The sequence below is a fragment of the Kitasatospora sp. NPDC001664 genome (assembly GCF_053596675.1).
Genome location: NZ_JBSFGS010000002.1, coordinates 397,321 through 410,862, shown reverse-complemented (window position 1 = coordinate 410,862; position 13,542 = coordinate 397,321). Strand labels below are relative to the sequence as shown.

Genomic DNA, 13,542 nt, shown 5'->3' with positions numbered 1-13,542 from the left:
ACCGGGCCGCTCTCCGCGCCACCCTCCGGCCCGTTCGGGACGGTCCGCAGCGCCACCCTCCGGCCCGTCCGGAACGGTCCGCAGCGCCACCCTCCGGCCCGTCCCGAACGGTCCGCGGCGTCCCCCGATCGGAGCAATCCGGTCGGGGGACGGCTCCGAACCACCGGTGAACGCACGCCCCCGCGCCGCCCCGGCGGCGCGGCCGGACCCACCGGAGAGCACCCGTGACCGACACCCTCCCCACCTCCGACGGCATCCGCCGACAGCCGCCCGGCCACCGGGTGGCCGTCGTCGGCGCCGGGGTGGCCGGGCTGACCGCCGCGCACGAACTGGGCCGGGCCGGCGCCCTGGTCGAGCTGTTCGAGGCCGCGCCCCGGCTCGGCGGCCACGCCCACACCCAGACCGCCACCACCGCCGGCGGCCACCGCATCCCGCTCGACACCGGCTTCCTGGTGCACAACCGGCGCACCTACCCGGAGCTCACCCGGCTCTTCGACGAGCTCGGCGTGCGCACCCGGGAGAGCGAGATGAGCATGTCCGTCAGCTGCGCGGGCTGCGGCCTGGAGTACGCGGGGGCGCGCGGCCCGGCCGGGCTGCTGGCCCGCCCGGGGCTCGCCCTGCGCGGGCACTACCTGCGGATGCTGGCCGAGGTGCCGCGCTTCCACCGGCTGGCCCGGCGGCTGCTGTCCGACGAGCGGGCGGGCGATCCGCCGCTGCGCCGGTGGCTGGAGCGGGCGGGCTTCTCGCCCTACTTCGTCCACCACTTCATGACCCCGCTGGTCTCCGCGGTCTGGTCCTGCGCTCCGGACCTGGCGGGCGACTACCCCGCCCGCTACCTCTTCACCTTCCTCGACAACCACGGCCTGCTCTCGGTGACCGGCTCGCCGACCTGGCGGACCGTCGTCGGCGGCTCCCGCACCTACGTCGAGAAGATCGCCGAACGCGTGCCCACCGTGCACCGCTCCGCTCCCGTCCGGGCCGTGCACCGCCACCCCGACGGGGTCACCGTGACCACCGGCGACGGGCGGCAGCACCGGGCCGACGCGGTGGTGATCGCCACCCACGCCGACCAGGCACTGCGCCTGCTGGCCGACCCGACCCCGGAGGAGACCGAGGTGCTCGGCGCCTTCCGCTACTCCCGCAACCCCACCGTGCTGCACCGCGACGTCTCCCGGCTGCCCCGCTCCACCTGGGCCCGCGGCTCATGGAACTACTCGATGGCCAACTGCCGCGACGGCGCGGACCAGGTCCAGGTCAGCTACCACCTCAACCGGCTGCTCGGCCTGGACACCGCCGAGGACTTCCTGGTCACCCTCAACGACGACCGCCACCGCCCCGTCCCGGAGGCCCTGGTGATCTCCCGCACCGTCTACGAGCACCCCGTCTACACCGCCGCCACCGTCGCCGCCCAGGGCCGGCTGCCCGCCCTCACCCGCGGCCGCACCGCCTACGCCGGGGCGTACCACGGCTGGGGCTTCCACGAGGACGGCTGCCGCTCCGGGGTGATCGCCGCCCGGCGGCTGCTCGCGGCCGGGGTGCGGTCGTGAGCGGGCGGCCGCGGGCGGCGGCACCGGCACCGGCACCGGTCCGGGCCGTGGAACTGCCCGGGCCGTGGGGCGCCTCGCTCTACGAGTGCCGGATCGCCCACGTCCGCACCGCCCCGCTCCGGCACGCCTTCGCCCACCGGACCCACCTCTGGCTGGTCGACCTCGACCGGCTGCCCCCGGTCCCGAGGCCGCTGCGCCCGCTCGCCGCCTTCCGGGCCGCCGACCACCCCGGAGTCCCGGGCCTGACCCTGCGACAGAACCTGGACGCCTACCTGGCCGGCCAGGGCGTCCTGCTCGACGGCGGCCAGGTGCTGATGCTCACCCAGGCCCGGGCGTTCGGCCACCTCTTCAACCCGCTCACCCTCTACTGGTGCCACGACACCGAGGGCACGCTGGTCTGCACGGTGGCCGAGGTGCACAACACCTATGGACAGCACCACCGTTACCTCCTCCCGGCCACCCCGGCCACCGTGCCCAAGGAGTTCTACGTCTCGCCGTTCTTCCCGGTCGACGGCGCCTACCGGATGCGGCTGCCCGTGCCGGGCGAGCGACTCGACCTGACCATCCACCTGGACCGGCCCGGCGGGCGGGCGTTCACCGCCACCGTCCGCGGCCTGCGCCGCCCGGCGGGCGCCCGGGAGCTGCTGCTGGCCACCCTCCGGCACCCGTTCGCCACCCTCGCCGTCAGCCTGCACATCCGCTACCAGGGCATCCGGCTGCTGCTGCGCGGCCTGCCCGTCCAACCCCGTGACCGCGGCGACCGCGGCGACCGCCGTACCCGCAAGACCCGCCGCACCTTCCGTCTTCGCCGCAGAGAGGCACCGACACCGTGACGTCCCTGGCCGACCTCCCCCTCTCCCACCCCACCGACGGCCCCGTCGGCGACTCCACCTCCGGCTCCGCCGGCGACACCGCGGTGGACCCGCGACGCTGGCCGGACGTGGCCCGGGTGCCGCGCGCACCGCTGCGCGCCGCCGTGGCGGGCCAGGTGCTGCGGCGGGCGGCCCGCCTCCGCGGCCTGCGGGTCGAACTCCCGGACGGCGGCCTCCTCGCCCCGGCACCTCCCGGCGCACCGGTCCTGCGCCTGCACCGGCCCGGTTCCTTCCTCCGCCGGATCGGCTCCACCGGTCTGATCGGCTTCGGCGAGTCCTACCAGGCCGGCGAGTGGAGCTCCCCGGACCTGGTCGCCCTGCTGACGGCGCTCGCCACCGATCCGGCCGCCCTGGTGCCGCGCGGCACCGCCTGGATCCGCCCGCTGTGGGCCACCCGGCCGCCCGCCGCCGAACGCCCCGACGAGCAGCGGAGCCGGGAGAACATCCGGCGCCACTACGACCTCTCCAACGAGCTCTTCGCCCTCTTCCTCGACCCGACCCTCAGCTACTCCTCAGCCCTCTTCCCCACCACCGCCAACGGCACCCCGGACGCCTCCTGGCCCACCCTCCCCGCAGCCCAACACCGCAAGATCGACCGGCTGTTGGACCTGGCCGGGGTCGGCCCGGGCCGCACCGTGCTCGAAATCGGCACCGGCTGGGGAGAGTTGGCCATCCGGGCCGCCGTCCGGGGCGCCCGGGTCGAGACCCTCACCCTCTCCACCGAGCAGCTCGACCTGGCCCGCCGCCGCATCGCCGCCGCCGGAGTGGCCGACCGGGTGACCGTACGCCTCCTCGACTACCGCTCCGCGCAGGGCAGTTACGACGCCGTCGTCAGCGTGGAGATGGTCGAGGCGGTGGGCCGCCGGTACTGGCCCAGCTACTTCTCCACCATCGACCGGGTGCTCGCCCCCGGCGGCCGCGCCGCCGTCCAGGCCATCACCATGCCGCACCAGCGGATGCTCGCCAGCAGCGACACGTACACCTGGATCCTCAAGTACGTCTTCCCCGGCGGCCAGATCCCCTCCCGCGAGGGCCTCGCCGAGGCCGCCGCCCGCCACACCTCCCTCCGGGTCGGCGCCGACGAGGGCTTCGGCCCCCATTACGCCGAGACCCTGCGGCTGTGGCGGGAGCGGTTCACGGCCCGGGCCGAGGAGGTCGCGGAGCTCGGCTTCGACGCCGTCTTCCGTCGGATGTGGGAGCTCTACCTCGCCTACTCCGAGGCCGGGTTCCGCACCGGCTACCTCGACGTCCGGCACCTGGTCCTGACCCGCGACGGCGCCCGATGAGCCTGCCCCTCTCCCTGGCCGCCACCCTCGGTGCGGCGCTGGCCGTGATGCTGGCCGCCTTCGCGGTCGGCGTCCGGACCGGCCGCCACCGCGGCGTCGACGCCGCCTGGGGCCTCGGCTTCACCGCCGTCGCCCTCACCGGCCTCCTGCTGTCGGACGGTCAAGGGGACACCGGGCGCAGGCTGTTGGCGACCGTGCTGACCGTCGTCTGGGGCCTGCGCCTGTCCGCCCACATCTGGTGGCACGCCCGGGGCAAGGGCGAGGACCCGCGCTACGCCGCCATGCTCTCCCACGCCCCGGCCGGCCCCGCCCGCACCCGGCTCGCCCTGCGCAAGGTCTACCTGCTCCAGGCCGCGATCCTCTGGTTCGTCTCCCTCCCCGTCCAGATCGCCCAACGCCTCCCCGACCCGCCCGGTCTCCTCGCCCTCCTCGCCCTGGCCCTGTGGACCCTCGGCCTGACCTTCGAGACCGTCGGCGACCACCAGCTCGCCCGATTCCGCGCCGACCCCGCCAACCGCGGCCGGGTCCTCACCACCGGCCTCTGGTCCTGGACCCGCCACCCCAACTACTTCGGCGACGCCTGCGTCTGGTGGGGCCTCTTCCTCCTCGCCGCCGACCACCCGGCCGGCTGGGCCACCCTGCTCAGCCCCCTCCTGATGACCTACCTCCTCGCCTTCGGCAGCGGCCGCCCGATGGCCGAACGCGGCACCACCTCCCGCAGCCCCGAATGGACCGCCTACGCCGCCCGCACCAGCTCCTTCATCCCACGCCCGCCACGCCGGCCCCGGCCGAATCCTGGCGGGCCCCCGCCGACCTGACCGGCACTCAGGACGGCTTCGGCGTCAGCCCCGTGCACAGACCCGCCCGCTGGACACCCGCCGCCGCGAGCTCCTCGATCACCACCGCGATGACGGTCCGGGCTACGACCGCTGGTCGGTGGGGCGGCGTCGAGATCGCCGGCTCCGCCGGAACACCGGAGCCAGGTCTCGCGCGGTCCGATGCTTCGCGGCTCCCCGGTGCGCCGGTGCCGGTCCGCGCCGGCGGGTGGACGGGTTGTGTGGGCAGGTGGACGGGTTGCATAGAGTTGCGGGCGGAGGACGACCGCGACCGCCCGGAGGAATGGATGAGTTCCCGCCCCGTGCCGCCCGACGGCCCGGAGGCCGGACCGGGCCCGGCGCCGCGGCCCGGCAGTGCGCAGCCGTGGAGCCGGCAGCGCCTGCGCAGCAACAACGAGTGGCTGCTGCTGGAGCGGCTGCGCACCGACGGACCGTCCTCCCGGGCTCAACTGGCCCGCGACACCGGGCTGTCCAAGCCCACCGTCTCGGCCGCGCTGGCGACCCTGGAGCAGGCCGGGCTGGTCCGCGAGGCCGGGCTGCTGGCCCCCGAACGCGGCCGGACCGCGGTGCTCTACGAGCCGGACCCGGAGGCGGGCCACGTGCTCGGCGTCGACATCGGCCGCGGCCGGCTGCGGATCGCCCTCGCCGACCTCGGCGGACGGATCGTCAGCCGCCAGGATGTGCCCAACCGGGGCCGTACGGCCAACGCCGTCGCCGACGCGGTGGTGGACGCCGCCCGCACCGCCACCGCCGAGGCCGGGCTGGGGCCCACCGACGTGGTGCACGCCGTGATCGGCAGCCCGGGCGTCTGGGACGAGACCGAGCAGCGCGTCCAGTACGCCCCGAACCTGCCCGGCTGGGGACGGCGCGGCCTGTTCGAACGGATCGAGGCCGGGCTCGGTACGCGGATCAGCGTGCACAACGACGCCAACCTCGCCGCGCTCGGGGAGTACGCGGACGGCGCCGGAGCGGGCAGCCGCCTCTTCGTCTACCTGCTGATCGGCACCGGGCTCGGCATGGGCGTGGTGGCCGACGGCGTGCTGCAGCGCGGTGCCCGGGGCGCAGCCGGGGAGATCGGCCTGCTGCCGCTGCCCGGGGGCGGGAACCTGGAGGCCGCGGCCGCGGCGGAGTCGGTGGTGCGCACCGCCCGGGAGCTGGGCATGACCGGCTCCCTGACGGCCAAACAGGTCTTCGACGCCGCCAGGAGCGGCGACCCGCTGGCCGCCGCCGCGGTGCTCCGGGAGGCCGAGCAGCTCGCCTACTCGCTGGCGGTCGTCGCGGCGGTCCTCGACCCCGACCTGGTGGTGCTCGGCGGCGGCCTCGGTCAGGGCGCCGACCTGCTGCTGGGGCCGGTCGAGCACGCCATGCACCGGCTCACCCCGCTGCGCCCCCGGCTGGCCGCCAGCCTGCTGGGCGAGGAGGCGGTCCTGCGGGGCGCCCTTTCCACCGCCCTCGCCACCGCCCGCCCCGAGGTCTTCGAACGCCGGACGGCGGGCCTGGGCTGACCACCCCACCGTCACGGCCGGGGCCGTGACGGTGGGTCGGCGCGGTCAGGAGGCCGCAGGGGCCTCGGCGGCCGGCAGGTACTCCTCCCGGACCTCGGCCGGGCCGAACGGCCAGACCTTCTCGGCCTTCGACCAGACCAGGAAGGCCAGCACGCCCACCACCACCCACACCAGCGACCACTCGATCGGGTGGAGCCCCGGCGCGTTGCGGTCGGCGTAGCCGTAGATGACCAGCCAGCCGACGGCGGCCAGGATGCTCGGCGCGGGGTAGAGCCACATCCGGTACGGCCGCGGCAGCGCGGGCTGACGGCGCCTCAACACCGTGACGGCCAGGATCTGGGCGAAGGCCTGGACGATCACCATGACGGTGGTGAGCAGGCCGATCAGGGTGGCCAGGTTGGTGTGCCGGCCGATCAGGAAGCCGACCGCGGTCATCACGCCCATGGCGACCAGGCCGAGGACCGGGAAGTGGTGGCGGCTGTGCAGCCGGCCGAAGGAGCGGAAGAAGACCCGGTCCCGGGCGGCGTCGAAGGGCACCCGGGAGCCGCCGAGCAGTCCGGCGAGCACCGAGGCGAAGGCGGTGACCAGGATGAGCACCGTCACCACGTCGGCGGCCGCGTGGCCCCAGACCCGCTCCAGCACGGCGGAGGCGACGGACTTGGAGGCCACCGAGTCGGGGTCGAGCATCTCGTGCCAGTCGATCACGCCGAGCACGCCGATCTGCAGCAGCAGGTAGATCGCCATGATGCCGATGATCGAGAAGACGATCGCCCGCGGCAACACCCGCCCCGGCTCCTTGACCTCCGCGCCCAGGTAGGCGGCGGTGTTGTAGCCGAGGTAGTCGTAGATGCCGATGGTCAGGCCGGCGGCGAAGCCCAGCCAGAACTGACCGTGGGTCAGGTCGATCGCGTGGGCGGGCCAGGTGAAGGCCATCGAGGGCGAGAAGTCGGCGTAGGCGGCGACGATCACCGCGCCGACCGCGACGATCATGATTCCCCACATCACGGTGGTGAGCCGGGCGATGTTCTCGACCTTGCGCCAGAGCAGCAGCACCACCAGGGCCACCACCGCGAGGCCGACCAGGTCGCCCTGGCCCTGGCCCATCGACGGCCAGAGGTAGCCGAGGTACTGGACGAAGCCGACCACGCCGGTGGACATGATCAGCGGGATGAAGAGCATGGCCGTCCAGACGAACAGGAACGGCATCAGCCGGCCGGTGCGGTACTGGAAGGCCTCGCGGAGGTAGACGTAGGAACCGCCGGAGCCGGGGAGCGAGGCCCCGAGCTCGGCCCAGACCAGCCCGTCCACCAGGGCGAGCACCGCGCCGGCGATCCAGCCGATCACGGCCTGCGGGCCGCCGAAGGCCGCGACCATCAGCGGGATGGTGACGAACGGTCCGATGCCGCACATCTGGCTCATGTTGATGGCGGTGGCCTGGAAGAGGCCGATCCGTCTGCTGAGCGTCCCGGACATGGGAACTCCGTGGGGGTGAGAGGGAGCGGGAGCACGAGAGGGTCCATAAGTTAAGTTTCCTAACTTGATGCGTCAAGACGTGGGCCCGGAACAGCTCCCGCCGCCCCGGCCGGAGCCGGAAGCACCGGGGTCGCCGCATGACCGCGGAAGTTGACGTCCCGTCGGTCCGGGCGGGCCCGACAGTGGCCGTCCGACACGGCGAACGCACGGCCGGGGCCCGCTCCGACCCCCACTCCCCTCGTGGTGGGGGTCGGAGCGGGCCCCGGCCGTGCCGACGGGAGAGAGCATGCCAACGCGGACGGCCGGATGGCCATGCATTAGCCTCGGGGCCTAATAGTCGACGACGCGGCAGGTCATGGGGGCTGCGGGGAGCCTGGGGAGGGTTTCGTGATCGAGCTGAGGTTCGGGGTCGCGGACCTCGCGCGGACCCGGTTCGTCATATCCCCGCTCGACCACCTGCTGGCCGGCGCCGCCCGGGCCGGCGTCCACCAGAACGCCGGGTCGCGCAGCGACCGGTGGTGGCGCGACGTCCGCCGCCACGTGCCCCACCGGGCCGCACGGTTCCTCCAGGTGGTCAACGCGAGCCCGATCGGCGTCCCCGACTTCATGGTGGCCGACCTCGACGCCGTGCGCCGGCAGCTGTCCGACGAACTCGACGCGATGCTCTCCGTCCCCGAGCAGGCCGTCGAGGAGGGCGTCGCGATGTTCGGCGGTGACGCCGAACTCCCGTCCGCCCTGGCCCGGTTGCGCGAGGACGGCAGCCGGGGCCTGCGCGAGGTCAGCGACGGCGCCTGGGCCCTGTTCCGGGACTGCCTCGCCCCGGACTGGCCCGACATCCGCCGTGCCCTGGAGGCCGACATCGCCGTCCGGGCCCGCACCGCCGCCCGCGGCGGCATCGGCGAGATGCTCAACTCGCTCCACCCGAAGGCGGTCTGGCGGGACGAAGGCGTCCTGGAGTGCACCCTCGGCCAGCTGGAGGGCTCCTTCGAACTCGGCGGCCGGGGCCTGGAGCTGCGGCCCAACTACTTCGTCGAAGAGAGCATCAGCCTGCTGCCCGGCCCCGACCGCCAGAGCCTGCTGCTCCACCCGATCGCCGCCCCGACCGCGGAGCCCGCCGCCCGTACGCCCGACACCGACGGACTCGCCGCCGTGCTCGGCCCCGCCCGCTCCCGCGTCCTGCGCGCCATCGCCGCCGGTGGCTGCTCCACCACCGAACTCGCCCAACGCCTGGGCGTCACCCCGCCCTCCGCCTCCGCCCACGCCGCGGCCCTGCGCGCGGCCGGCCTGATCACGACCCGCCGCGAGGGCAAGCAAGTCCGCCACACCCCCACCGACGTCGGCCACGACCTCCTCCACGACAACCCACCACCACTGCCCGCGCCCTGACCGAGCGGGCCCCCGCCAACACTCCTCCTCCTGCGTACCCATAGGGTCTGATCGCACATCAGCACGGAGAGAGCAGGGCATGGTCATGAAGACGCAGCGGCAACGACCGGGGTACCGACGCACGGTGGCGGCGGTGGGGCTGCTGGTGGCGGGCGGCCTCCTGACCTGCGCCGGGGTGCTCGGCACGGCCCTCCTCGCCTCCACCAAGGTCATGCCGACCGGCCACATGGATCCGACCCATCCGACCGGCAGCCGGGTGACCTTCAACCTGCTGGCCTCCGAGGTGAACCGCGGCCAGGTCGTGCTCTTCGAGGGCTCGGCCTGGGACGATCCGAGCCTCCACGTGGAACGGGTGGTCGCGGTCGGCGGCGACCACATCGCCTACAAGCCCGAGGACCGTACGCTCACGCTGAACGGCAAGCCGCTGGACGAGCCGTACGTGCTGAACGGCGACCCGGTGGCGGGGTCGCGCGGCGCCTTCAGCGTCAAGGTGCCCGAGGGCCGCCTGTTCGTGCTGGGCGACAACCGCCAGGACTCCGCCGACTCCCGGTACCACTTCGACGAATCCGAGGGCGGCACCATCCCCCTGTCCGCGGTGAAGGGCCCGCTCCTCACCTTCGACGACCCGCTCGCCGTCCTCCTGGGCTCCTCCCTCGTCACCGGTCTCGGCCTCCTCCTGCTGAGCGCGGTCTCCGGCATCGCCGCCCGGCTGGCACGCCGCCGGGCCCTGACCGCCCGGACCACCGACCCGGAACCGGCCCCCGCACACTGAACGCGGCGCACCGCCTCACCACCGCGCCTCGCGGTCGGCAGTCCGAACTGACGGGCTGTCCGTCACCGCGGCAGCGGTCAGCGGAGTTCCACGGTGACGCCGACCCGGGCGAGTTGGTCGAGGACCGCGTCGAGGTAGGGCGTCTCGCCGGCCGTGTCGACGGTGTGGTCGGCGAGCGCGCTCCGGGCCACCTCGGCGTCCTGCCAGACCAGGGTGAACGGCTCGGGCACCCGGTCCCCGCCACAGGGGCAGCCCCGCAGCGCGTGCCAGCACTGGGGGAAGTGGCCACCGGGGCCGGCCACCGCCTCACCGATCGCGCAGAGCAGGCCCGGGGCGTCGGTGACGTGCCGGCCGTCGAGCCGCCGCACCGGGTCGGTGAGCGGGCGGGGGTCGACGGCGTTCCAGCGGGCGGCGGCGAACGCGGCCCACTCGGCCCGGCCCTCCGCACCGTACGCGGCCCAGCCGCCGAGCCCGGTCGGCGGGCCCTCGAACCAGGCCTCCCAGACCGGCCGGGCCCCCGGCCCCGGCCGGACGGCGGGGCCCTCGGCCAGCCACAGGTCGACCAGCGTCCCGCCGAGCGCGGACGGGCGCGAGGCCACCACGCCCAACGGCATCGGGTCGAACCCCCGCATGACCCGGCCTCGCCGGTCCACGGCCAGCAGGCGGACCCGGTCGCCGTCGGACCGCCGCCGCACCAGGTGGCGCAGCAGCGGTCCAACAGGCTCGCACCCGCGCAGCACCAGCGGGGGCGACGCCGGCGAGCCCGGATCCCCGTAGAGCCCCTCCACCCGGTGGCACTCGCCCAGGCGACCCCCGCCGGCGCCGTTGAAGAGGCCCCACTCGATGTCCACCGGCTCGGGGCGCCAGGCGGGGCCGTCGATCTCGGCCTCGACGACCAGGTCGAACAGCGCCCCGCCGAGGGAGGAGGGCCTGCAGTCGGTCAGGACGGGGCGGTCGAAGTACCAGTGATCGTCCTGAAGGGCCCCGTACGGATCGGTCTCGGGGTCGACCCCCGGCACCGGGAAGTCCGAGACGACGCCGAGCGCCCCGAGCTCGACGCCCTCGCCCGGCCGCCCGAGCGCGCGCTCGACCGCCTTGAGCAGCCGGCCGGTCGGCGCGCAGCCGACGACCGTGACCCGCTTCCGGCGCCGAGCGGGGTCGACGAAGAGGCCCTCGGCCTCGGCGCAGCGCGCCCACACGGTGGGCTCGCCGTCCCACTCCTCGCTGACCAGCAGGTACTTGAGCGGCAGCGCCCGCCCCCAGCCCCACTGCCGGTGCTCCGCGCCCACGACCTCCACCGCGCCCCCGTTCCGTCGTACCCCGGCGTGGTCCGACCGGCCCCCGCACCCGCCGAGTCTCCCACCCGGGCGGCCCGGCTCCGCCGCCCGAGGGTCGGCCGGGGAGCGGGACGGCCACCGGGGAGTTGACCGGCCGTCAGAGGACGGCCGCCACCAGGGAGTCGTCGACGGAGCGCCAGGGGATGCCGGCCTCGCGGAAGCCGGCGGCGACGAGCGACGCGGTGTGCCAGGCGGCCGGGTGGACCTCGCCGTCCTTGTGATCGCGGTAGAGCTCGGAGCGGGCCACGACGTGCTCGGCCAGCAGCGGATCGGCGCCGGCGGCGGCCCACCACTCCTTCCAGTCGAGCACGCCCTCCGCCTTCTCCCGGGCCTGGCGGCCCTCCTGGAAGGCGGCGTCGGCCGCGCGCAGCAGCGGGATGTCCTCCTCCGGGGTGTGGTCGGCGTTGAGGAAGATCCCGCCGGGGCGGAGCACCTTCGCCAGGTCCCCGTAGAGCCGGAGCAGGTCGTCCGTGGCGAGCCAGTGCAGGGCGGTGGCGGTGACGACCGCGTCGTACGGGCCGGCGGGCAGGTGCGAGGCCCAGTCGGGGTCGCGCAGGTCGGCGGTGACCAGGGTCAGCCGGGGCTCGTCGGCGAAGTGGCCGCGGGCGATGGCGAGCAGGGCGGGGTCGAGGTCGACGCCCACGGAGGTGGCCTGCGGGAGGCGGGCGAGCAGGCGCTCGCTGATGCTGCCGGTGCCGCAGGCCAGGTCGAGCACGCGCGGAGCCGGCCCGGCCACGGCCTCGACGAGGTCGAGCATCACGCGGAAGCGCTCCTCGCGGTCGGGGAGGTACCACTCCTGCTGCCGGTCCCAGCTGCGCTGCCAGTCGTTCCAGGTGTTCATGTCCGCTCCCTCGGTAATGACTACATCCCGCTGCTGTCTGTTACATCTCACCCTAGGGCGGAGCAGTAATGGATGCAAGGTCAATCAGACACTTACACCCGATCGGAGGTTTGGCCCTCCGCCCGCCACTCCGTAAAGTTCACGGGGTATCCAGGTAGGGCAGCGAAGGAAGCAGTGCGGGCAATGACGGGCGACACCACCCAGGGCATCGGCCCGGACACCATGCAGGACGAGGACGAGACCGACTTCGGCCCCGGCATCGACCCCGAGCGCCTGTCGCTCTGCCTCGAGATCCTGGCCGAGCTGGACGAGATCCACGTGGACCACCCGGACGCGATCACCGTCCGCCAGGCCGTCGGCGGCATCTTCCGGACGCTCAAGCAGCGCCGCCGCCAGGAGACCCGGGCCCGCAAGACCGCCAACGACCGCGCCGTGACCGCCGCCACCGCGACCGGCGCGCCGACCCGGATCGACGACGAGACGGCCGGGGCGTTCGGCCTCACCACGACCACCACCACCGAGATCGCCGGGATACTCGAGCGCCCGCGCTCCTGCTACATCTGCAAGCAGCGCTACGTCGAGGTCGACGCGTTCTACCACCAGCTCTGCCAGTCCTGCGCCAAGGACAGCCACTCCCGCCGCGACGCCCGCACCGACCTGACGGGCCGTCGGGCGCTGCTCACCGGCGGCCGGGCCAAGATCGGGATGTACATCGCGCTGCGCCTGCTCCGGGACGGCGCGCACACCACCATCACCACCCGCTTCCCCAACGACGCGATCCGCCGCTTCAAGGCGATGCCGGACAGCGACGAGTGGATCCACCGCCTGAAGATCGTCGGGATCGACCTGCGCGACCCCGGCCAGGTCGTCGCGCTGGCCGAGGAGGTCGCCGCCGAGGGTCCGCTGGACATCCTGATCAACAACGCCGCGCAGACCGTGCGCCGCTCGCCCGCCGCCTACCGCGAGCTGGTGCTGGCGGAGAACGCCCCGCTGCCCGCCGGCGAGCTCCCCGCCGCCACCGTGATCGGCACCTTCGGCAGCGGCAGCGTGGACCGCCCGGCACTGCCGGGCCAGACCCGCGAGCTGATCAGCGCCGAGGACGTCACCGCGCTGGCCCTGGTCTCCGGCTCCGCCACGCCGGACCGGATCGCCGCCGGGACCGCGATCGACGCGGGCGGCCTGGTGCCGGACCTGCACGACACCAACAGCTGGGTGCAGACCGTCAGCGAGGTCGACCCGATCGAGCTGCTGGAGGTCCAACTCTGCAACTCCACCGCGCCGTTCATCCTGGTCAGCAAGCTCCGCCCGGCGATGGCCGCCTCCACGGCCCGGCGCAAGTACGTGGTCAACGTCTCCGCGATGGAGGGCCAGTTCAGCCGCGGCTACAAGGGCGCCGGCCACCCGCACACCAACATGGCCAAGGCCGCGCTCAACATGCTCACCCGGACCAGCGCCAAGGAGATGCTGGAGACCGACGGCATCCTGATGACCGCGGTGGACACCGGCTGGATCACCGACGAGCGCCCGCACCCGGACAAGATGCGCCTGGCCGAGGAGGGCTTCCACGCCCCGCTCGACCTGGTGGACGGCGCCGCCCGGGTCTACGACCCGATCGTCCGCGGCGAGGCCGGTGAGGACCTCTACGGCTGCTTCCTCAAGGACTACGAGCCGTCCCCGTGGTAGACCG

Annotated in this window: 11 protein-coding genes; 8 read left to right on the top strand and 3 right to left on the bottom strand. The window is 74.4% G+C overall.

Going from position 1 to position 13,542, the window contains the following annotated elements:
* Positions 1-224 precede the first annotated feature (224 nt).
* From ACWCYY_RS04240 to ACWCYY_RS04220, 5 genes are all read left to right on the top strand, one after another.
* Positions 225-1,547, top strand: a complete 1,323-nt coding sequence (locus tag ACWCYY_RS04240) for an NAD(P)/FAD-dependent oxidoreductase (RefSeq protein WP_345281858.1) — start codon at positions 225-227, stop codon at positions 1,545-1,547.
* A gap of 53 nt (positions 1,548-1,600) precedes the next feature.
* A complete protein-coding gene (locus ACWCYY_RS04235) occupies positions 1,601-2,380 on the top strand; it encodes a DUF1365 domain-containing protein (protein ID WP_449795122.1) in 780 nt (259 codons plus the stop codon).
* 5 nt (positions 2,381-2,385) lie between these two features.
* Positions 2,386-3,705, top strand: a complete 1,320-nt coding sequence (locus ACWCYY_RS04230) for a class I SAM-dependent methyltransferase (RefSeq protein ID WP_449795121.1) — start codon at positions 2,386-2,388, stop codon at positions 3,703-3,705.
* The gene (locus tag ACWCYY_RS04225; protein ID WP_449795034.1) at positions 3,702-4,523 is read left to right on the top strand and encodes a DUF1295 domain-containing protein; all 822 of its coding nucleotides are present in this window, start codon (positions 3,702-3,704) and stop codon (positions 4,521-4,523) included. Before ACWCYY_RS04230 ends, ACWCYY_RS04225 begins: the two co-directional genes overlap by 4 nt.
* A gap of 305 nt (positions 4,524-4,828) precedes the next feature.
* Complete coding sequence (locus ACWCYY_RS04220; protein WP_449795033.1) at positions 4,829-6,046, top strand: ROK family protein; 1,218 nt, start codon at positions 4,829-4,831, stop codon at positions 6,044-6,046.
* A 45-nt stretch (positions 6,047-6,091) separates the two neighbouring features.
* Here the strand turns inward: ACWCYY_RS04220 and ACWCYY_RS04215 are convergent, their stop codons facing one another.
* The gene (locus ACWCYY_RS04215) at positions 6,092-7,519 is read right to left on the bottom strand and encodes an APC family permease (protein ID WP_345281851.1); all 1,428 of its coding nucleotides are present in this window, start codon (positions 7,517-7,519) and stop codon (positions 6,092-6,094) included.
* 387 nt (positions 7,520-7,906) lie between these two features.
* On the opposite strand from ACWCYY_RS04215, the gene ACWCYY_RS04210 reads away from it, so the two are divergent.
* Complete coding sequence (locus ACWCYY_RS04210; RefSeq protein WP_345281849.1) at positions 7,907-8,905, top strand: ArsR/SmtB family transcription factor; 999 nt, start codon at positions 7,907-7,909, stop codon at positions 8,903-8,905.
* Between the two features lie 85 nt (positions 8,906-8,990).
* The gene (gene lepB, locus ACWCYY_RS04205; protein ID WP_449795032.1) at positions 8,991-9,677 is read left to right on the top strand and encodes a signal peptidase I; all 687 of its coding nucleotides are present in this window, start codon (positions 8,991-8,993) and stop codon (positions 9,675-9,677) included.
* Between the two features lie 77 nt (positions 9,678-9,754).
* Here lepB and ACWCYY_RS04200 read toward each other — a convergent pair whose 3' ends face one another.
* Both ACWCYY_RS04200 and ACWCYY_RS04195 read right to left on the bottom strand, forming a co-directional pair.
* Positions 9,755-10,975 carry a barstar family protein gene (locus tag ACWCYY_RS04200; protein WP_449795031.1) on the bottom strand — a complete coding sequence of 407 codons (1,221 nt, stop codon included), beginning with the start codon at positions 10,973-10,975 and terminating at the stop codon, positions 9,755-9,757.
* A gap of 136 nt (positions 10,976-11,111) precedes the next feature.
* A complete protein-coding gene (locus ACWCYY_RS04195; RefSeq protein WP_380150383.1) occupies positions 11,112-11,873 on the bottom strand; it encodes a class I SAM-dependent methyltransferase in 762 nt (253 codons plus the stop codon).
* A gap of 204 nt (positions 11,874-12,077) precedes the next feature.
* Between ACWCYY_RS04195 and ACWCYY_RS04190 the strand changes: the two genes are divergently transcribed.
* Positions 12,078-13,538, top strand: coding sequence for an SDR family NAD(P)-dependent oxidoreductase (locus tag ACWCYY_RS04190; protein WP_449795120.1), 1,461 nt, complete (start codon positions 12,078-12,080; stop codon positions 13,536-13,538).
* Positions 13,539-13,542 lie beyond the last annotated feature (4 nt).